Origin of the sequence: Dysgonomonas sp. ZJ279 (assembly GCF_011039205.1) — a bacterium.
Classification (GTDB): domain Bacteria; phylum Bacteroidota; class Bacteroidia; order Bacteroidales; family Dysgonomonadaceae; genus Dysgonomonas.
Window position 1 is genome coordinate 257,241 of sequence record NZ_JAAKEL010000003.1, and the last position, 20,340, is coordinate 277,580.

Annotated in this window: 17 protein-coding genes; 9 read left to right on the forward strand and 8 right to left on the reverse strand. The window is 37.3% G+C overall.

Annotation, left to right across the window (positions count from 1 at the left end; translation table 11 throughout):
- Positions 1 to 36 precede the first annotated feature (36 nt).
- Both G7Y57_RS06420 and lgt read right to left on the reverse strand, forming a co-directional pair.
- Positions 37 to 1,242, reverse strand: a complete 1,206-nt coding sequence (locus G7Y57_RS06420; protein WP_165021378.1) for an FprA family A-type flavoprotein — start codon at positions 1,240 to 1,242, stop codon at positions 37 to 39.
- A 1-nt stretch (position 1,243) separates the two neighbouring features.
- A complete protein-coding gene (lgt, locus tag G7Y57_RS06425; protein WP_165021379.1) occupies positions 1,244 to 2,101 on the reverse strand; it encodes a prolipoprotein diacylglyceryl transferase in 858 nt (285 codons plus the stop codon).
- A 366-nt stretch (positions 2,102 to 2,467) separates the two neighbouring features.
- On the opposite strand from lgt, the gene G7Y57_RS06430 reads away from it, so the two are divergent.
- From G7Y57_RS06430 to G7Y57_RS06440, 3 genes are all read left to right on the forward strand, one after another.
- Positions 2,468 to 4,429, forward strand: coding sequence for a glycogen debranching enzyme N-terminal domain-containing protein (locus G7Y57_RS06430; protein WP_165021380.1), 1,962 nt, complete (start codon positions 2,468 to 2,470; stop codon positions 4,427 to 4,429).
- A 62-nt stretch (positions 4,430 to 4,491) separates the two neighbouring features.
- On the forward strand, positions 4,492 to 5,751 hold the full coding sequence (locus G7Y57_RS06435) for a glycosyltransferase (RefSeq protein WP_165021381.1): 1,260 nt from the start codon (positions 4,492 to 4,494) through the stop codon (positions 5,749 to 5,751).
- Between the two features lie 16 nt (positions 5,752 to 5,767).
- The gene (locus G7Y57_RS06440) at positions 5,768 to 7,213 is read left to right on the forward strand and encodes a glycoside hydrolase family 57 protein (protein WP_165021382.1); all 1,446 of its coding nucleotides are present in this window, start codon (positions 5,768 to 5,770) and stop codon (positions 7,211 to 7,213) included.
- Between the two features lie 70 nt (positions 7,214 to 7,283).
- Here G7Y57_RS06440 and G7Y57_RS06445 read toward each other — a convergent pair whose 3' ends face one another.
- Positions 7,284 to 8,027, reverse strand: a complete 744-nt coding sequence (locus tag G7Y57_RS06445) for an RDD family protein (RefSeq protein WP_165021383.1) — start codon at positions 8,025 to 8,027, stop codon at positions 7,284 to 7,286.
- A gap of 141 nt (positions 8,028 to 8,168) precedes the next feature.
- Between G7Y57_RS06445 and G7Y57_RS06450 the strand changes: the two genes are divergently transcribed.
- The 6 genes from G7Y57_RS06450 (at position 8,169) to G7Y57_RS06475 (ending at position 14,440) form a co-directional block, all read left to right on the forward strand.
- Positions 8,169 to 9,140: a stage II sporulation protein M gene (locus tag G7Y57_RS06450; RefSeq protein WP_165021384.1), complete on the forward strand. Its 972-nt coding sequence runs from the start codon at positions 8,169 to 8,171 to the stop codon at positions 9,138 to 9,140.
- Positions 9,118 to 9,972, forward strand: a complete 855-nt coding sequence (locus G7Y57_RS06455; RefSeq protein ID WP_165021385.1) for a hypothetical protein — start codon at positions 9,118 to 9,120, stop codon at positions 9,970 to 9,972. The genes G7Y57_RS06450 and G7Y57_RS06455 overlap by 23 nt, the downstream gene beginning before the upstream one ends.
- A 66-nt stretch (positions 9,973 to 10,038) precedes the next feature.
- Complete coding sequence (locus G7Y57_RS06460) at positions 10,039 to 10,737, forward strand: hypothetical protein (protein ID WP_165021386.1); 699 nt, start codon at positions 10,039 to 10,041, stop codon at positions 10,735 to 10,737.
- The gene (locus tag G7Y57_RS06465) at positions 10,727 to 12,121 is read left to right on the forward strand and encodes a DUF4350 domain-containing protein (RefSeq protein WP_165021387.1); all 1,395 of its coding nucleotides are present in this window, start codon (positions 10,727 to 10,729) and stop codon (positions 12,119 to 12,121) included. The genes G7Y57_RS06460 and G7Y57_RS06465 overlap by 11 nt, the downstream gene beginning before the upstream one ends.
- 13 nt (positions 12,122 to 12,134) lie before the next feature.
- A complete protein-coding gene (locus G7Y57_RS06470; protein WP_165021388.1) occupies positions 12,135 to 13,109 on the forward strand; it encodes an AAA family ATPase in 975 nt (324 codons plus the stop codon).
- Positions 13,073 to 14,440 (forward strand): DUF58 domain-containing protein, encoded by a 1,368-nt coding sequence (locus G7Y57_RS06475; RefSeq protein WP_165021389.1) that lies wholly within the window; start codon positions 13,073 to 13,075, stop codon positions 14,438 to 14,440. The genes G7Y57_RS06470 and G7Y57_RS06475 overlap by 37 nt, the downstream gene beginning before the upstream one ends.
- Before the next feature lie 199 nt (positions 14,441 to 14,639).
- On the opposite strand, the gene G7Y57_RS06480 is transcribed toward G7Y57_RS06475, so the two are convergent.
- The 5 genes from G7Y57_RS06480 to rfbA form a co-directional block, all read right to left on the reverse strand.
- Entirely contained in the window at positions 14,640 to 16,922 is a 2,283-nt protein-coding gene (locus tag G7Y57_RS06480) for an NADP-dependent malic enzyme (RefSeq protein WP_165021390.1), read from the reverse strand.
- A 77-nt stretch (positions 16,923 to 16,999) separates the two neighbouring features.
- A complete protein-coding gene (locus G7Y57_RS06485) occupies positions 17,000 to 17,998 on the reverse strand; it encodes a S41 family peptidase (protein ID WP_255491357.1) in 999 nt (332 codons plus the stop codon).
- 26 nt (positions 17,999 to 18,024) lie between these two features.
- A complete protein-coding gene (locus G7Y57_RS06490; protein ID WP_165021392.1) occupies positions 18,025 to 18,813 on the reverse strand; it encodes a glycoside hydrolase family 25 protein in 789 nt (262 codons plus the stop codon).
- 3 nt (positions 18,814 to 18,816) lie between these two features.
- Complete coding sequence (rfbC, locus tag G7Y57_RS06495) at positions 18,817 to 19,365, reverse strand: dTDP-4-dehydrorhamnose 3,5-epimerase (protein WP_165021393.1); 549 nt, start codon at positions 19,363 to 19,365, stop codon at positions 18,817 to 18,819.
- Positions 19,366 to 19,374: 9 nt separating this feature from the next.
- On the reverse strand, positions 19,375 to 20,238 hold the full coding sequence (rfbA, locus tag G7Y57_RS06500; RefSeq protein WP_165021394.1) for a glucose-1-phosphate thymidylyltransferase RfbA: 864 nt from the start codon (positions 20,236 to 20,238) through the stop codon (positions 19,375 to 19,377).
- Positions 20,239 to 20,340 lie beyond the last annotated feature (102 nt).

Below are 20,340 nucleotides of genomic sequence, written 5' to 3' on the forward strand. Positions count from 1 at the left end.
ACTATTTCGGCGCTTTATTCAAAAGGAAATGTATCTTTATTTTCGGTCTAATATTAATCTATCCGCCATCGCTTTTCCGAGGGCTATACATGAGTCGTATGTGTCAAGGCTCATAGATTGTTTCATTTCTACGGGTGAACCTATAATCTCAAATTTGGTAGAGTCGGCAAATTCTGTAAGACGTTTTACTGCCGCTCCTGACCATGTATATGAGCCGAAGTATCCGAAATAGCGATTTTTCATATCGCGTCCTTCTACTTTCGATAATAGGTATTCAACATCCGGAAACAATTTATTATTGTATGTCGGTGAACCAACGATTAATCCTTTATACTTGAAAATGTCACGTATAATATATGAATGAGATCGTTTTGATACGCTATGTATTATGACTTCTTTTATACCTTGTTGAGCCAACTCATAAGCTATTGTTTCAGCCATTTGTTCTGTATTTCCATACATGCTGCCATAGGCAATAACTACACCTTCGTCTCCTTCATAGCGGCTAAGCTTGTCATAGATAGAAATTACTTTATTTATTTGCTCCGGCTGTGTCCATACCGGACCATGGGTAGAGCAGATGTATTTAATATCGATAGTGCTTAGTTTTTCCAATGCTTTTTGAACAGGAGAACCAAACTTGCCTACTACATTCGAATAGTAACGAATCATTTCATCGTAATATCTTTCGGGGTGTAATTGTGAATCTGTGATACCACCATCTAATGTTCCAAAAGTTCCGAAAGCATCACCTGAGAAAATGATTTTTTCAGTTGTTTCGTATGTTATCATTGTTTCAGGCCAGTGCACCATTGGCGTAAGGTAGAAAGCAAGATTGTGTTTGCCAAGTGATAGCTGGTCACCATCTTCGATCACCATCACGTTATCTGTAATACCGAAAAAGCCCTCTACCATATCGGCAGTGCGCTTATTTCCAACGATTTGTACGTTTGGGTATTTGCTTCTTAAGAGACCTAGCGATCCTGAGTGATCTGGTTCCATATGGTTGATAACCACATAATCGAGCTGTTTTCCATCAAGAGCTGTTTCTAATTTTTGGAAAAAGATATCTGAATAGCAAATATCAACAGTGTCGAATAATACGTTTTTGTCGTCGGTGATCAGATAAGAATTGTAAGAGACACCTTTAGGCAGAGGCCATAGATTCTCGAAAAGGTGCTTAGTGCGGTCGTTTAGTCCGATATAATAAAGATCTTTCTTTATTTGAATTGGTTTAAGCATATTATTTTTTGTTGTTTATAATAGTTACATCTTTTTTTCTCAGTGCATTCCATACCAGCCATATCCCCCATAACACAAAAGGTATACTTAGTATTTGACCCATATCGAGTCCGTAGGTTGCCCGCATTTGCACTTCGAATGGCTCTTGTACATTCTTTATCATTTCGATGAATATTCGGGACAGGAATATGCCAATTAATGCAACGCCAAGTATAAGCCCTTTTTTCTCTTTGGCATTCGTCTTCCAGAACATATACAGAGTAAGTCCGAAAATAGCAAGATATATTAAGGCTTCATATATTTGAGTAGGGTGACAAGGCAATTCACCCGATCCTCCCATATCTAAAGGCATGTGCCACGCTCTGTCTCTTACAAAGTTGAAACCCCAAGGTAGTGTTGTGGGAGCTCCGTATACTTCCGAATTCATAAGATTACCAACACGTATAAATGCTGCTCCAATACCAATACCTACTATTAGCCTGTCTAAAGACCATATTATGCCCATTTTTGTTATTCGGCGAGAATGTATCCAAACGGCTAAAGCCATTCCGGCAGCTCCTCCGTGGCTTGCCAGTCCGCCTTCCCATACTTTGAATATCTCCAGCGGATTACTTAAATAGTATTCGGGAGAATAAGCCAGGCAGTGCCCTAGACGAGCGCCTACAAGAAGACCTATTACTACATAAAGGAATAATGAATCGAACCATTTTTCAGGATGTTTCTCTTTTTGGAATATCTTCTGAACCACCATGCTTGTGCATAAAACACCTATTGCCCAGCATATCCCATACCAGCGTACTTCTCTACCCAGCAGATTAAAAGCTTCGGGATCTATATCCCAAGTGATGAATGATAGCATATTTGGTCTGTTCTTTTTAGTTTTTGGTACTGTTTAGTTTTTACGACTGCAAATATAATAAAATACTAATGAATAGACATCTATTTTAAACTTAAGTTGTGATGGTTTGTTTAACATATTTATAATAAAATACCTTATACAATAGCTGTTTGATTGCGATAGCAGTGTGTTTGTGTAATGTAAAACAATTCTAAATAAGGATGATTAAGACTGCTTTTTTAAACTATTTTATTTTATGTTAATAAACATCTTTTGAAGCTATTTTTCATTAACATTTTTTATTATCTTTATAAACATAAATAGGAGACCCTCATTAATAAAGGGCTTACCTCTGGACTTTAAATATATAAAATTGGAATGATAGCTATGAAAGGTAAAAAATCTGATAGTTACTTGAAGTTTGATATGTCTCGGATGGTCAATCTGGAGTATTCTTTGAATAGAGAGATACTCAGGACTAACCGTAGGGGGGCGTATCATTGTACAACGCTCGTGGAATGCAATACCAGGAAGCAACATGGGCTTTTGGTAGTGCCTGTGCCCAGTTTGGATAATTCGAATCATGTTTTACTTTCGTCGCTTGATGAGACTGTAATACAGCATGGTGCGGAGTTTAATCTCGGTATCCATAAATACGATGGGGATAATTATAGTCCGATGGGGCATAAGTACATAAGGGAGTTTAATTGCGACTGCTTACCCCGAACGGTATATCGCGTGGGAGGTGTTATCTTGTCTAAAGAAAAGATGTTTTCGCTCAAGAATAATACTATTTATATACGGTATACATTATTAGATGCACACTCACCTACAACAATCCGCTTCAAGCCATTTCTGGCATTCCGAGAAATAAATAACCTTGCAGTCGAGAATTCAGTAGCAAACCATGGCTACAAAGAGGTCGAAAAAGGTATTAGTATGTGTATGTATAGCGGATATCCGGATTTGTTTATGCAATTCAACAAAGCGGCGAATTTTATTTTTGACCCAAGTTGGTATAAAGGGATCGAATATCAAAAAGACATGCAAGATGGTTTGCCACATAAAGAAGACCTTTATGTGCCGGGCTACTTCGAGCTGCCTATAGCTAAAGGGGAATCTATTATCTTCTCGGCAAGCGATGAGCCTGCAAAGACAGATAATCTTCTTTCGGTGTTCGAGGATGGTATTAAGGCTCGTACACCGCGTTCCTCATTTTTTAACTGCCTGAAGAATTCAGGACATCAATTCTATTTCCGTCCGTCAAAAGACGAGCTATATATCAGAAATAGTTACCCATGGGGAGAGGTCAGAGCCCGTGAACAATTTATGGCTTTGCCGGGTTTAACTTTATCAATTGATAAGAATGAAGCCTTTGAAGAGGTAATGGATACGGCGATTCCTACAATAAATAACTTTTTGGAAGGTAAGCCACTATCCGGATTCTTGAAAGATATAGATAATGCCGATGTATTACTATGGGTAGTACGGGCATTGAAAAAATTTGCAGATGTTGATAATGAACGATTTTATGCCAAGTATGCACTACTTGTAAATAAGATCGTTCATTTTATACAAAAAGGAAAACATCCGAATTTGAAGTTGTCGGATAACAAGTTGTTATATACAGATGCTAATATTGGTTTTCCCAGTTGGATGAATAACCAATCAGGAGGACAACCGACTTCTCGTACAGGGCTTTTAGTCGAAGTTAATTCGGCTTGGTATAATGCAATAGCATTTAATCAGGAGATTGCCAACGCATTGAGTAATACAAAGCTGGAGAAAGATATGAGCCTTTTGGCAGGGAAGGTTAAATCTGCATTTGTCGATACATTCCTTAATGAGGGAGGTTATCTATACGATTATGTAGATGGTAATTATGTAGATTGGAGTGTTCGTCCTAATATGCTTCTGGCAATATCCGGCGACTATCAGTTGCTCGATAAGCGACAGAGTAAATCTATTCTGGACATTGTTACGAAAGAGTTATTAACCTCAAAAGGTGTTCGAACATTAAGCCCTAAGAGTGTTGGGTTCCGTCCACGCTGTGAAGGCTCTGCAATGGATAAGGTGTATAGTGCCTATAATGGGGCTGCATGGCCTTGGTTGTTAGGCGCTTATATGGAAGGATATCTGAGGATATTCCAGCGTAGCGGATTATCATTTCTGGATAGGTTATTGATAGGTGTAGAGGATGAAATGTCTAATGATTGTATCGGTTCTTTATCTGCTTTGTACGATGGTAGTGTACCTTACTCGGGTCATGGGGCTATATCGTATGCTACCAATGTAGCGGGGGTGCTGCGCGCACTCACTTTGCAGAAAGCATTTGAAGACGAATATTGAAAAACAGTTATGATAAGAGCTTATTATTCCTCAATTTGTGATTGCTTAAAAACTAAAAATATATGAAGGCATTAATGTTTGGTTGGGAGTTTCCACCACATATTCTAGGAGGCTTGGGTACTGCCAGCTTTGGGTTGACCAGAGGGATGGCTATGCAACCGGATATGGATATTACATTCGTTATACCAAAACCTTGGGGTGACGAAGATCAGAGTTTTCTTAAGATTATAGGCGCATGCAATACTCCTGTTGCTTGGCGCGATGTACAATGGGATTTTGTAAACGAACACTTGTCAAAATACATGGATCCCCAGGAGTATTATAATTTGCGTGATAATATCTATGCTGATTTCAACTATATAGGAACGAATGATTTAGGATGTATCGAATTTTCGGGTAAATATCCCGATAATCTTTTACAGGAAATAAATAATTACTCTATAGTAGCAGGTGTGATAGCCCGTACTTATGATTTCGATATTATTCATTCTCATGATTGGTTGACTTATCCGGCAGGATTGCATGCTAAGAATGTTTTGGGTAAACCTCTTGTTATTCATGTGCATGCTACCGATTTCGACCGAAGTAGGGGAAATGTGAACCCACAGGTTTATCAGATAGAGAAAGACGGTATGGATAATGCCGATCATATTCTTTGTGTAAGCGAACTAACACGTCGCACAGTGATAGATAAATATCATCAGGATCCGGCTAAAGTAACTACTGTACATAATGCGGTAGAACCTTTAAGTACCGAGATTCAGTTGATAAATCCTACTAGAGGCTCTAATGATAAAATAGTCACCTTCCTTGGACGTATTACGATGCAAAAAGGACCTGAATATTTTGTCGAAGCTGCCGCCAGTGTTTTAGAAAGGGCAAATAATGTGCGCTTTGTAATGGCTGGTAGCGGTGATATGATGGAAAAAATGATCTACTTAGCCGCTCAAAAAGGAATATCGGATCGTTTTCACTTTACGGGTTTCCTCAAAGGAAAACAGGTTTATGAGATGTTGAAGCGAAGCGATGTGTATGTAATGCCTTCGGTTTCGGAACCATTTGGTATTTCTCCGCTAGAAGCTATGCAGTGTGGTATACCGACTATTATTTCGAAACAATCGGGCTGTGCTGAAATCCTCAATATGGCTATAAAAACAGATTATTGGGATATAGAAGCAATGGCGGATGCAATCTATTCAATTTGTACATATCCAGCCATGGCTGATTTTCTGAGTAAAGAAGGGAAAGCCGAAGTGGATGAAATAAAATGGGAATATGCCGGACAGAAAGTGCGGGATATATATAATAACTTATGTCAATAATTCAATTATAATAGATATGAAGACGATTTGTTTTTATTTTCAGATACACCAGCCTCATAGATTGAAACGTTATAGATTCTTCAATATTGGTGGAGATCATTATTACTACGATGACTTCGCTAATGAGGATTTTATGCAACGCGTAGCTGAAGCATCTTTTGTTCCGGCCAACAGGTTGATGTTGGATATGATAAAAGAATATAAGGGTAAATTTAAAGTGGCATTTTCCATATCGGGTGTGGCATTAGATCAATTAGAGATATATGCACCCGAGGTAATAGATGGTTTTAAAGAATTAGCGGAGACAGGGTGTGTAGAGTTCTTATCCGAAACCTATGGGCATTCGTTGGTATCTCTGATCGATCCACTCGGTTTCCAGCAGCAAGTAAAGCATCATGACGATAAAATAGAAATGCTGTTCGGACAACGACCAAAAGTATTTCGAAATTCCGAACTTATCTTTTCAGACGAAATAGCCAGAATGGTTCATGAAATGGGTTTTGCAGGTATGATAACCGAGGGTGCGAAACGCACGCTAGGATGGAAAAGTCCTAACTATCTTTATCAGTCGGCTGAGCAACCCAAATTGAAATTATTGCTTCGTAATTCACGTTTTAGCGATGATATTGCCGTGCGGTTTTCTAATTATAGTTGGAACGAATATCCTTTGACTGCCGATAAGTTCATCAATTGGATCGCAGATACGCCAAAAGAAGAGCAGGTAGTTAATCTGTTTATGAATTATGAAGTTCTTGGAAACTTCCAAAAGAGGAGTTCTGGTATATTCGATTTTATGAAGGCTTTGCCAAGATTTGCAGCTGATAAAAACATAACATTTTCTACACCATCCGATGTATTAGAGAAGCTAAAGCCGGTGGATCGCATATCTTCATTAAACCCTATTTCATGGGTGGGAGAGGAGAGGGATATTTCTCCTTGGTTAGGCAATACATTGCAGCAAGAGGCATTCAACAAATTGTATGAGATCGCAGATCGTATTCATTTATCTGAATCGAAGCGATTGATACAAGACTGGACTTACCTTCAATCGAGTGACCACTTTTATTATATGGGAACTAAAGAAGCTCTGCCTTTTAGTCCATACACATCACCTTATGAGGCATTCAATAACTATATGAATGTATTGAGTGATCTGATTGAACGTATGGAAGCCGAATTTCCTAGCACGATCGATAATGAAGAATTGAATGCTTTATTGACTACTATTCACAATCAGGCAGATGAAATAGAGAAACTTCAAAGTCAGTTAACTAAACTGAAACCGTCGGCAGAAAAAGAGAAAGTTACTCCTGCAAAGAAAGCGGCTTCGTCTGAAAAAACAACTGCTCCTGCAAAGTCTAAGAATACAAAGCCTGCTCCGGTGGAGGCAAAAGCTGCCAATACTAAAACAGAAGTTGTTCCAGATAAAAAAACTACTACGAGCAAAAAGAAAGCAAAATAAACTTCTTAAATAAAACAAAGCCTGTGAAGAAATCGCAGGCTTTGTTTTTATATATCAGAAAAGAGATTGCCTATTGTAAGGAAAGGTAGTTATAGTCACTAACTACTTTTTTTAAGAAAACTTTATCAGGTCCATCGTAAGTATAGCCTGTTATGGCTTTTATTCTATCAGCAAGACGTTTATTGAAGTAATCGTTATCTTTCATCTTGTCGTCTTCTGTTATCGCAATTATAGTTTGCACATCTTTGTCCGACAATCTATCCAGAATGTTCGTGTAACTAACTTTATAGTCTTCGTGGAAATCGAGATCGGATATTTTTAATTCTCTGTTTTTCGAGTTTACTTTCAGATCGATAACTGTTGTGCCGGCTAGATAGTCTCCTAAGCGTTGTGAACGTTTTGTTGCAACAATCATTATTAGTCCGAGAATACCTTCTGTCATCGAAAAATCTATAGGTCTGAACAGCCATCTTATCAGGTATGCTCCGAGTGAAGGGGGCGCACCATCGATATTGACTACTCTGATTTTAAACAACATTTTGCCAAGACTCTGTCCGTTATTCATTGTTTCGAATAATAGATCGTAAAAGAATGCAGGGCCAATAACTATTATAGAAAGGAATAACCAGAAGAGCTCGGAACCGAATAGATTTCCAGAATTAAAATCGAATATATTGTAAAGTATTCCAAACCAAACTCCAAACCAGGTAATGATCACAAGCCAATCGACCATATATGCTAATAACCGGTATCCAATACCTGCGGGTTCGTAGTCTATCGTTACATTTTGTGTCGTTTGTACTTCAATTGCCATACAGATAAATTAAAAAGCCCAAAAACTTAATCATAGGGCAAATTTATATTTTTTATACGATTATTCGAGTATTTCTTTATTCTTTTTGGACAAAGGGTTATATTTGTGGAGCAATCATTTAAAAAAACGACACTTAATTAGATGAGAGAAGCCGCATTCATTAAAGAAAATAGAGAGAAGTGGCAGCAAATAGATAGCCAGAATGAGGATAAAGATATTCCGGCCGAAACTTTAGCAGATAACTTTATAGAGCTTACAGACGATTTGTCTTATGCACGTACTTTCTATCCGAAGTCGCAAACTGTCAAATATTTGAATCAGCTTGCCGCTCGCTATTTCATTGATATATATAAACATCGTAAGAGAGAGAAAGGTCGCTTTGCCCGTTTTTGGAAAATCGAACTGCCTCTTATTATGTATCGATACAGAAAATATATGCTTTATTCATTTCTGTTCATGTTTGCCGGTGTTCTGCTCGGAATTTTTTCGCAGCAGCAAGATTCAGATTTTGCAAACCTTATTCTTGGCGAAGCTTATGTAAATCAGACTATAGAAAATATAGAGAGTGGCGATCCGATGGCTATATATAAAAGTCAGGAGGAGACACCAATGTTTTTTATGATTTCGACGAATAATATAATGGTATCATTCTATGCCTTTATATATGGAATATTATTCTCGGTCGGAACAGTTTTTGTTCTTTTTTCTAACGGAGTAATGCTTGGTACATTTCAATATTTCTTTTTCGAACACGGTCTGCTAGGAACATCACTTTTGTCTGTTTGGTTGCATGGAACACTCGAAATATCTGCAATCGTAATAGCCGGAGGTGCCGGTATCGCATTAGGTAACAGCTTGCTATTCCCCGGAAGTTATAAGCGTGTAGATTCACTACGTCGGGCAGCTAAAGACGCTCTTAAAATAGTAGTTGGGTTAATACCCGTATTTCTTGTTGCCGGATTTATCGAGAGTTTTCTTACTCGTTTGACTCACATGCCTGTATATTTTAATCTTACGATAATAATATTATCAGCATTATTTATTATATGGTATTTTTTTTATTACCCTTATTATCTAAATAGAAAATTGAATGAAACAATCACAGAAAATTAATCTTTTCGAAACAAGAGATCTTGGTCGTAATATTGAAGCTGCTCTAGCCTTTGCGAAGCAGAATTATGGTGCAATATGTAAAGGAATCAGTTTCTTTATACCTCTGTTATTAATTGCCGCTTATATAATGCCTGATACGTTCGAATTGCAGAGGCGGCTAAGTGGAGTTTCTCCATTGGAGATGTTAAGTGCATATGGATCGGATACGCTGCTTGCATATTTGGCTGTTGGGTTGAGTTCTCTATTCTCTATGACCTATGTAATCAGTTATATGACGGAATATATCGATGCTGTGGATGGAAAAGTAGATTCGGCTGCTGTTTGGTCGAGATTCTCAAAAGTTATTTTTCCTGTATTCGTATGCCAGCTTGTATATATGATATGTGTTTCAGTGGGAACAATGCTTTGTCTTATACCGGGTGTTTTTATTGCTGTATCGTGTATGTTTTATGCGTATGTGTATATCAACGAAGGCGAAACTGTTATTGGTAGCCTTAAGCGTAGCTATTATCTTGTGCAGGGTAATTGGTGGTCTGTATTCTTGTATGTGCTTCTAGTGGTAATAGTCGTTGCCATTATTAGCGGGATATTCTCTATTCCATTGCTATTTGCGAGTATAGGTGCTGTTTTTGGTTTGGATGCCTTTGCCAGTGATACCTATATTTTTATTACAACACTAATTGCATATGTTGGTGATTTCTTTGTAGCTCCCCTTGTTACTATAACGCTGGGTATGCTTTACTATAGCCTTCGCGATGAAAAAGAAGGTATTAATATGGATACAAAAATAGATGATATTGGTATTAATCAAGATAATAATACGAATTATTAAAGTCTAGCTGATATAATATAAGTGATTCAAATAAAAATAAATAAGACGTTGTTTAAGGGTATTGTAATGATACTCTTAATCTGTTTTAGCTTACCTCTGCTATCTCAAGTAGATACATTGTCAGTTTCGTCGAAAGTTGAAGCTGTAGATTTTCGGATACCTTCTAAGGCAATTATAGAGGAATATCAGAAAGACGAACGTTTTCAATATATGGATGAGAAAAGTGAGGTTGATATACCGTGGTATACTAAACTATTCTCTTGGCTGGTCAATAAACTTTTTGGTGGTGCAGGCGATTTGATATCATCGGGATTGATTGGCTGGATTGGTATTGTAGCTCTCGTTATTCTTATCATTGTTATTATTTTGAAATTGATGGGTGTCAACTTTAAAGCCATATTAGGTAAAAAGAAAATGGATACACCCGAAATCGAGATATATACGGAGAATGTTCATGAGATGGAGTTTGAAACTCTTATAGCTAATGCCTTGCGAAATAACGATTATCGTTTAGCAGTTCGCTTTTTATACCTTAGGAATTTGAAGTCACTATCAGATAAATCGATTATAAAGTGGAGTGTGAATAAGACGAATTATAATTATCAATACGAAATATCGAATAACACATTACGTTCTAAGTTTTTGGAAATAACCTTTATATTCGATTATGTGTGGTATGGCGAATTTCCGTTAGATGAGTCTGCTTTCTTTAGAGTAAATTCTCAGATGAATGATTTTAATAAAATGCTAGCCGATGAAAGATAAGAAATGGATAGCATTAATTGCTGTGATTGTTGTCATGTTGGTCGGACTGATTTATTTAAACTCGTCTAAGAAGAAGGAAATTAGCTGGGTGCCTACATTTTACAATACTGATACAAATCCCTATGGAACATACATTAGTTATGAATTATTGAAAACTGTTTTTCCTGATAATAAGATCCGGTCTACAAGGAAGCCTATATATAATAACTTAAAAGATACGCTCAATTCGTACTTCTTCTATGATGATTATTCTGACTATGAGTTTGAAGAAAATGATTCATCATATAACAATAATGAGTATACATACGACAATAATAACGAAACAAGCTATTCGGATCCGGAAAATATCGCTAAAGATGATGCTATAGCAACAACTGCCTCTAATGTTACGGATAATACAACTTACGATCCCATGAGTATGTATGACGGTATCGAAATTCCGGATACAACTGCTTATATATTTGTAAATAAAGATTTCACCCTCGATAAAGTGGATTTGGAGTACTTACTCGATTTTGTAGGTATGGGTAATAATGTATTTATATCATCTGAAAGTTTCTCTCGGTTACTGATGGATACGTTGACGATTAAAGAAGAGAAAACATATTTTGATAGCGACAGTATTTATACTTTAGTTGATTATCCCAATGAGGAATATGCATTCACAAATGCTTATTCAGATACTTATTTTAATACCGATAGCTGTAAACTGGCGGTGCGTGCGTTGGGACAAAATAAAAAGGGACAATCTGTATTTCTTCAAGTGAAATATGGCAATGGATATTTTTACCTGCATTCGGTTCCTATGGCATTTACAAATCTAAATATACTTAATCTAGATAAATACGATTTTGCATTCCGCAGTTTATCCTACATGCCGCGCAGCAGTAAAGTCATCTGGGACGAATATCAGAAGCAGGGGGCATTGGGAGAACAGAGTATGTTTAGAGTAATACTTTCTAGTATTCCGCTAACTATTGCACTCTGTATTTCGTTACTCGACTTTTTGCTTTTTATGATATTCAGAGCGAAGCGTACACAACGAATAATTCCTATCATAAATCCTCCGGTTAATTCTTCTATCGAATTTTTGGATACTATAAGTAATCTGTATTATCGAAAAAAAGATTTCCATGCTATAGCCGAGAAACGACAGGCTTATTTTTTGGATTATATACGTAAGAACTATTATATGTCAACCGAATATATCGATAGTGAATTTATTCAATTGTTGAGTACTAAATCGGGAGCAGAAAAAGATACACTTAATGATATATTTGCTTATTACAAAGACATATCGACTTTATACGATGTTCCTAACGATATGTTTTTGAAATATAATAGCCTCTTGGAAGATTTTTATAGAACAGTAAAGAATAAATAAAATAGAATAATATATGTCAGATTTAGATTTTCAGTCGAGAATAGATTTCTCCGAATTGAGCCAGAGTGTTCAAGGAATAAAGAGTGAGATAGGGCGTGTAGTTGTAGGGCAGCATCAGCTAATAGAACAGATGATAGTTGCTATTTTGGCAAACGGACATGTGTTGGTAGAAGGTGTTCCGGGAGTAGCAAAAACACTGTCTGCAAAATTGTTGGCAAAAACGATTGATGTCGGTTTTAGCCGTATTCAGTTTACTCCCGATCTAATGCCTTCGGATGTATTAGGCACTAGTATATTTATGCCGGGAGCCTCGAAATTTGAATTTAAACAAGGGCCTATTTTTTCTAATATAGTTCTTATTGATGAGATAAACCGTTCACCGGCTAAAACGCAGGCTGCACTTTTTGAAGTGATGGAAGAACGCCAGATAACAAATGATGGTACAACTTACAAAATGGATTATCCATTTCTTGTTATTGCTACTCAGAACCCAATAGAGCAGGAAGGTACATATCGTTTACCGGAAGCTCAGCTAGACCGATTTCTATTTAAGATATCAGTTGATTACCCCAATATTGTTGATGAAATAACAATACTAGATAGACAAAATAAGGGAGAGTTATCGGCTGAGGTTGGCATCAATCCGGTATTAACAGCTTCTAAATTACAATCTCTACGTCAGTCTATCGAGAAAGTATTAGTAGAGCGCCATCTACTTGAGTATATAGCGCAAATAGTTAGTTCTACGCGTCAGAGTCCATGGATAACATTAGGAGCATCACCGCGTGCATCGTTAGCGATATTGAACGCATCTAAGGCTTTGGCTGCGATAAGAGGCCGCGATTTTATTACTCCCGACGATATTAAAGAAATGGCAGTGCCTGTACTTCGCCACAGGATATTATTAACACCCGAAAAAGAAATGGACGGTACTTCTACCGACACAATAATATGTCAACTAATAGACAAAACGGAGGTTCCCCGATAATTCGATTCTTTAAGAGCTTGTATCTTTCCAATCGATTCTTTCTGACACTTGCGTTAATAGTGTTAGGGCTTATTCTGTGCTTTATTTTTCAAGCCTTCTTCCTTTTCATGTTGGTATTTATAGGTGTGTTGGGTATCTTGTTCATTGTAGATACTGTAGCAGTCTATCGTCAGAAGGATGGGGTGAAAGCATCGAGAGATTGTCCCGACCGATTATCTAATGGAGATCAGAATCCTATATCGATATCGATTAGAAATGATTATCCGTTTAAGATAGGTATCAAAATTGTCGAAGAAGTTCCTTTTCAGTTTCAAAAACGTGATCTTATATTTAAAACATCATTAGGAGTAGATAGGAGTGACGTATTTCACTATAATCTGCGCCCTACCGAAAGAGGTGTGTATTTATTCGGTGCAATAAATATTTTTGTGACAGGCGTCTTTGGGTTGGTAAGCCGTCGTTATGTTTTCGATCAACAAAAATATGTAGCCGTATATCCATCTTTTTTAGAAATGCATAAATATGAACTGCTTGCAGCGTCTAATCGTTTGACAGACTACGGAGTTAAAAAGATACGGCGGATTGGTCATGCAACGGAATTTGATCACATTAAGCATTATGTATTAGGTGATGATCCTCGCACTATTAACTATAAGGCTACGGCACGAATCAGCCAGCTTATGGTAAATACGTATCAGGAAGAGAAATCACAACCGGTATATTGTCTTATTGATAAAGGGCGTACTATGAAGATGCCATTTAATGAAATGACGCTTCTCGATTATGCGATCAATTCGACTCTAATGGTTTGTAGCACAGCCTTAAATAAAGGTGATAAAGCAGGTGTTATAACCTTCTCGAAGAATATTGATGATATACTTCCGGCCGACAAGCGTCGTCGTCAACGAAATAGTATTTTAGAAATGCTATACGCTCAACAAACTGATTTCAAAGAATCAGACTACGAACGTTTATTTGTTACAGTACGTCGTAAGTTGACACAACGCAGCCTCGTAATTCTCTATACTAACTTTGAAACAGTGAATGGTATGCGCCGTCAACTGAAATATCTGAGCCATTTGGCTAAGGATCATTTAGTATTGGTGGCATTCTTTCTCAATTCGGAGTTTAATGATATTTTAGAAACTTCTCCAACTAATATGGAAGAGACTTTTCGCCGAGGGATGGCAGAGAAGCTGTCGAATGATAAATTGTTGATAGTGAAAGAACTTAATAGGCATGGCATACACACTATTTTGTCTAAGCCTGAAAATCTGACAATTGATTCAATAAATAAATATCTTGAATTTAAATCGAGAGGATTAATCTGATTTAATCAGCGATTATAGTAGTATACAAAGAGGGTGTGTCATAAGTAGTTTTCGTATGATTCTGTCATTCTGAACGAAGAGAAGGATCTCTTATGTAGAGCTGAGATTCTTCACTTCGTTCAGAATGACAAAAGAGAGTAATCCTTTTGCAGGATATTTTACTTATGACACATCTACTTTTTCATTATTCAAATTTAAGTTATTCGTTTTTTCTATTCGCAATTGCATCTACAACAGCTACAGCCGTCAGAGTTACAATATCGCGAACCGAACTTTCTATATCTGTAAAATGTACAGGTTTGCGCAATCCTATCTGGATTGGCCCTATGCTTTCGCCCGCAATACCCAATTCCATTAAGAGTTTGCTTGAGATGTTGGCCGAACTCAGGTTCGGGAAAATAAGTGTATTCACATCTTTCCCTTTCAATGTGTTGAATGGAAATGTCTTATCTCTCAACTCTTTATTCATCGCAAAGTTCAACTGCATTTCGCCGTCTATTATCATTTCAGGATGATTCTCATGGAAATACTCAACAGCATTCGATATACTTTTAGGACTACCATTATCATCTGCACCGAAGTTTGAGAATGATAACATTGCCATAACAGGTTCGACTGAAAAATATTTAACAGCGTCGTAGGTCAGTTTGGTAATCTCCTTTAATACTTCTTCTGATGGCCAGCGATTGATTAACGTGTCGGCAAGGAAATACGGACCTTTTTTAGTTTGTACAATATGCATCGCTGCAAAATGATTACAACCCGGTTTTAAGCCTATAACTTCAATAGCCGTTTCTGCAAACTCCTGATAATGGCTGTAAACACCGGTGATAAGAGCATCAGCATCCCCTGTTTCGACCATCATCATTCCAAAGTAGTTGCGATCATTCAACTTTTCGAAAGCTTCTTGAAAGCGGATACCTTTTCTATAATTTCTATCACTTAGTATTGTTGCATATTTACTGCGGCGAACATCTTCTGATATATGTCTGTGATTAATAATTTCTATGCCGTTTAAATCTAATCCGTTCTCGTTAGCTATTTTTCGTATGCGTTCTTCGCTACCTAGTAAGATAGGGTCGCAGAATCCTTCTCTGGAAGATACTATTGCGGCCTTAATCATATTGATGTGGTTACCTTCGCAATAAACAACGCGTCTGTTCTCGCTACTTTTAGCAAGGGCATTCAGTTCTCGGATAAGTTTATTGCTATACCCCATCATTTCAGACAATTTATTTTCATAAGCTACCCAGTCTTTGATCGGTTTTCGTGCAATACCGCTATCCATAGCAGCTTTTGCTACAGCCATAGATACTTTAGTCATTAATCGCGGATCGAGAGGTTTTGGTATAATATATCCATTGCCAAATGATAATTTATTAAGACCATAAGCCGAATTGACAACGTCGAGGACTGGTTCTTTTGCTAAAGCAGCCAAGGCATGTACTGCCGCTAATTCCATATCTTCGTTAATACCTGTTGCCTGCACATCCAGAGCCCCTCTGAATATATAAGGGAATCCTAATACGTTATTCACCTGATTAGGGTAGTCGGAGCGTCCCGTTGCAAATATAAGATCTTCGCGCGAAGCTATTGCATCATCGTATGCTATCTCCGGATTGGGATTAGCAAGTGCAAATACAATCGGATAGCTTGCCATAGAGCGTATCATATCTTTTGTGAGTACATCGGCAGCAGATAACCCTAAGAATACGTCAGCACCGACCATAGCTTCCTCCAAAGTTGTTATATCACGCTTGGTAGCAAATATTTTCTTTGTCTCATTCAGGTTATCTCGTTTTAAGGAAATTACACCCTTGCTGTCACACATTACTATATTCTCTTTCTTGACGCCGAGCCGCATATATAGTTTTGTGCACGCAATAGCTGATGCACCTGCTCCATTCACTACGAGTTTGACTTTGCCTATATTCTTTTTCGATATGTCGAGTGCTCCTAATAATGCCGCTGACGATATAATGGCTGTACCATGCTGGTCGTCGTGCATAACAGGGATATTAAGCTCTTCTTTCAATCGTCTCTCGATTTCGAAACACTCGGGAGCTTTTATATCTTCAAGATTGATCCCACCGAAAGTAGGGGATATGGCTTTTACTGTTTGTATAAATTTTTCAGGGTCTTTTTCATCCACTTCAATATCGAACACATCGATTCCGGCAAATATCTTAAAAAGTAATCCTTTGCCTTCCATAACAGGTTTACCGGCTAAAGCACCGATATCTCCCAATCCTAGCACGGCAGTACCATTAGATATCACAGCAACGAGATTGCCTTTTATCGTATAATCGTATGCTTTTTGAGGATCTTTTTCTATTTCCAAACACGGTTCGGCTACTCCCGGAGAGTAAGCTAGAGATAAGTCGGTTTGGGTTGTATGGGGTTTAGTAGGTATAACTTCGATTTTACCCGGTTTGTCGGATGAGTGGTAAAGCAAGGCTGCTTCTTTAGTAATTTTAGGCATAATGTTGATCGGTAATTTTAGATTATTAGAGTATCTAAAGTTACGAAAAAAGAAGCTAAGGAGCCTTGTTTAAATTCTTAATTATTCTTGATTATCTTCCGGGCTTCTTCAATAATAGTATCGATACCTTCAGCAATATCAGCCTCTGACATATCTATTTTGACATCAGGATCGATCCCGAATTCTATCTGTTCCATTTCGGCATTAAGCATCGGCGAAGCAGAGAAACGGACAGACCATCCATTAGGAATTTCGGAAGAGAAAGGCATTCCGCTACCTCCTCCTGTTTTATCGCCCACAATCGTTGCGTTAGGCGCATACGTCATTGCATTGACGAAATTATTTGCAGAACTGTAACAGCTACGATTTGTAAGGACTATTACCTTCTTCTGATAGCGAATTCCGTCCGAAGGTTCTATGTATGTTTCGTATGGTTTCGAGAAATCGTTATGCCCTTTACCTGTTTTGTGCTGTATATGACCTACCAATGTTTTTTTGTTGAAGAAACGTGATGCTAACTTGTCACTATTAGTAAGGAAACCGCCTTTGTTATTTCTAATGTCAAGGATAATTCCGTCACACGAAGACATACGGCCTATTACCTGATCGAGATTACCTTCACCTATGCCACTGGAAAAACTTTCGTAGTAGATGTAGCCGATATTATCCTCAAATATTTTATATTTTAATCCACTGGCAATACTGTAGTCAGTGCCAATATAGTTTCTCTGTATTTTGGTGTCGAAATTATCCGGATAATCTTCAAACCATTTCCAATAACGGGCTGTATTGTGAGTTGCTACCAGATTTACATGCCCATCTTTCACCTCAGCCAGCATTTCCCCCAATAGAGTGAATAATGCATCATTACTCATATCCTCACTTACACGTACAGAATATTTACTGTAAATATCATTCCAGTCAACTTCTTTAAATGAGAAAAAACAGTAGTGTTCATCCATTATTTTCCACAAAGCTTCAAAGTTACCTTTCTTCGAATCAGTATATTTATCTTCCTCGAAGCAGGATGTAAGCAATAAGCAAAAGGATAGTATAATTAGAAATTTATATTTCATATATTGGGAAGACATAATTCAGTGTGTCAAGGTAATAATAATTCTTTAAATTCATCAAAAGAATACCGATAGTAATTTAGATCTATATCGCCAACAATACCGGGTAGCTCTCCTTTATGGGAGAATTGCCATATCCTCCAATTTATATCTTTCGACGGTTCTTTGTGCAGATCGGACATCCATATAAAATTGTTTGGAAATTTATTCTTTATATAGAGTTTATAACAGTCCTTATTTGTGTAGATAATAGCGTGAACGCCATAAAACTCGTATAGCTCATTTTCTAAAACCTTAAGTTCTTCTATAACTAAAGCTATATATGTCGGATCTTTACTATATGGGTTTGCCGGTGAATGTTCTACATCGATAGCGGGAAGCATGTCTCCCGATTTACATTTTGCTATTTTAATAAAGTGAGCTGCCTGTTCTTTGCCCGATAAGCCAAATGAATAGAAATGATAAGAGCCGACTTTTATATTTGTCTTCTTTGCTAAATCATAATTATAGGGATAGTTACGATCCTCGTGCGAAGTTCCTTCAGTTGCTTTCAGGTAGGCGAAGCTGATATCTTGTTCCATTACTATTTCCCAATTGAGAATAGGGTTATGGTGTGAAACATCTAATCCTTTTATAAAATACTTATTCGATTCGAAATCATTTGGCTCAACTGTAAGTTTTTTGACTGTAAAGAATATTGTAAATGCAGTACCCACTACCAGCAGAAATAAAAAGATATATCTTTTTATCGAGTCTTTTGAAGAAGACCGTTTAGTAACTCTCTTCTTTCTCTTTTTATGACTTGGGCTTTTTGTCATTTATTAATCGAACAGTATAGCTTCATTTAGTTGTTTCCCTATTTGATCCTTTGCCGATAAGATGATTTCGCTTTCGTTGATATTCCAATCAATATTGATTGTCGGATCATTCCATAATATAGAAGCTTCGTGCTTTGGAGAATATATATTGTCTACTTTATATGCAAATACAGCTTCGTCACTTAATACAAGAAAACCATGAGCGAATCCTCTTGGAACAAATAGCTGTTTTTTGTTATCTTCTGTCAGTTCAACAGCAACATATTCACCGAAAGTAGGAGAGGATTTGCGGATATCGATAACAACGTCTAGTACCGCTCCTTGTAGGGCACGTACTAGCTTAGCCTGAGAGAATTCTCCTGTTTGATAGTGCATTCCTCGGAGAACTCCCCTTGTCGATTTAGATTCATTATCTTGTATGAATTCGGCTTTACCTATATGTTGTTCGAATGCTTCTTTTCTGAAAGATTCCATAAAGTAGCCTCTTTCATCTGCAAATACTTTAGGTTCAATAACCCAAACTCCTTTTATTTTTTGTTCTGTAAATTTCATATCTTTTATTTAATCAACAAGACTAAGTATATACTGTCCGTATGCTGTTTTATCCGACTTTTCTCCTAATGACTTCAGTTGAATATCATCAATCCATTTGTTACGCCATGCAATTTCTTCAATACACGCAATATAGAAACCTTGTCTGTTTTGAATTGTTTCTACATAGTTGCCTGCTTCAAGAAGGCTATCGCAATTTCCTGTATCTAACCATGCAAATCCACGTCCGAACAACTTCACCTGTAATGTGTTTTCGGCAAGATAACATTTATTTAAGTCTGTTATTTCATACTCGCCTCTGGGCGATGGTTGGAGTGCTTTTGCCTTTGCTGTAACAGTTTTATCATAAAAATATAAACCGGGAACAGCATAGTTCGATTTTGGTTTTTCTGGTTTTTCTTCCAGAGAAATTACTTTACCCTCATCATCGAATTCTACTACACCGTAAGCACGGGGATCTTTTACATAATAGCCGAATACGCATGCGCCCTCATTTAGAGACGCAGCCTCTTTAAGCATTTTCGAGAATCCTTGTCCGTAAAACATATTATCACCTAATATTAGGCAACCGGATTCTCCGTCTAAAAATTCCTCTCCCAGCACAAAAGCCTGTGCCAGACCATTCGGAGTTTCTTGAACTATATATTCAAATCGCATACCTAGTTCTTCTCCAGAACCTAGAAGTTCTCTAAACATGGGTAAATCGCGGGGTGTTGATATTATTAATACCTCTCTGATACCAGCCAACATAAGGGTTGATAATGGATAGTAAATCATTGGTTTATCATAAACAGGCATGATCTGTTTTGATATTGCCTTAGATAGGGGATAAAGTCGTGTTGCACTTCCGCCAGCAAGAATAATTCCTTTCATTATATCTGTATTGATTTATTCCTGCAAATATAGCATTTTCAAGGTTATAAATAAATTCTTTGAATGATAAATGAGATCAATACAAAGTTATGTTTTCTAAAT

Bases quoted from the DNA above. Each gene is read 5' to 3' on its own strand.
- rfbC (WP_165021393.1), bottom strand. From the start codon at position 19,365: ATGAAATTTACAGAACAAAAAATAAAAGGAGTTTGGGTTATTGAACCT.
- lgt (WP_165021379.1), bottom strand. From the start codon at position 2,101: ATGCTATCATTCATCACTTGGGATATAGATCCCGAAGCTTTTAATCTG.
- G7Y57_RS06460 (WP_165021386.1), top strand. From the start codon at position 10,039: ATGATACTCTTAATCTGTTTTAGCTTACCTCTGCTATCTCAAGTAGAT.
- G7Y57_RS06440 (WP_165021382.1), top strand. From the start codon at position 5,768: ATGAAGACGATTTGTTTTTATTTTCAGATACACCAGCCTCATAGATTG.
- G7Y57_RS06485 (WP_255491357.1), bottom strand. From the start codon at position 17,998: ATGAAATATAAATTTCTAATTATACTATCCTTTTGCTTATTGCTTACA.
- G7Y57_RS06445 (WP_165021383.1), bottom strand. From the start codon at position 8,027: ATGGCAATTGAAGTACAAACGACACAAAATGTAACGATAGACTACGAA.
- G7Y57_RS06455 (WP_165021385.1), top strand. From the start codon at position 9,118: ATGAAACAATCACAGAAAATTAATCTTTTCGAAACAAGAGATCTTGGT.
- G7Y57_RS06420 (WP_165021378.1), bottom strand. From the start codon at position 1,242: ATGCTTAAACCAATTCAAATAAAGAAAGATCTTTATTATATCGGACTA.
- G7Y57_RS06465 (WP_165021387.1), top strand. From the start codon at position 10,727: ATGAAAGATAAGAAATGGATAGCATTAATTGCTGTGATTGTTGTCATG.
- G7Y57_RS06490 (WP_165021392.1), bottom strand. From the start codon at position 18,813: ATGACAAAAAGCCCAAGTCATAAAAAGAGAAAGAAGAGAGTTACTAAA.
- G7Y57_RS06470 (WP_165021388.1), top strand. From the start codon at position 12,135: ATGTCAGATTTAGATTTTCAGTCGAGAATAGATTTCTCCGAATTGAGC.
- G7Y57_RS06435 (WP_165021381.1), top strand. From the start codon at position 4,492: ATGAAGGCATTAATGTTTGGTTGGGAGTTTCCACCACATATTCTAGGA.
- G7Y57_RS06480 (WP_165021390.1), bottom strand. From the start codon at position 16,922: ATGCCTAAAATTACTAAAGAAGCAGCCTTGCTTTACCACTCATCCGAC.
- G7Y57_RS06450 (WP_165021384.1), top strand. From the start codon at position 8,169: ATGAGAGAAGCCGCATTCATTAAAGAAAATAGAGAGAAGTGGCAGCAA.
- rfbA (WP_165021394.1), bottom strand. From the start codon at position 20,238: ATGAAAGGAATTATTCTTGCTGGCGGAAGTGCAACACGACTTTATCCC.
- G7Y57_RS06475 (WP_165021389.1), top strand. From the start codon at position 13,073: ATGTCAACTAATAGACAAAACGGAGGTTCCCCGATAATTCGATTCTTT.
- G7Y57_RS06430 (WP_165021380.1), top strand. From the start codon at position 2,468: ATGAAAGGTAAAAAATCTGATAGTTACTTGAAGTTTGATATGTCTCGG.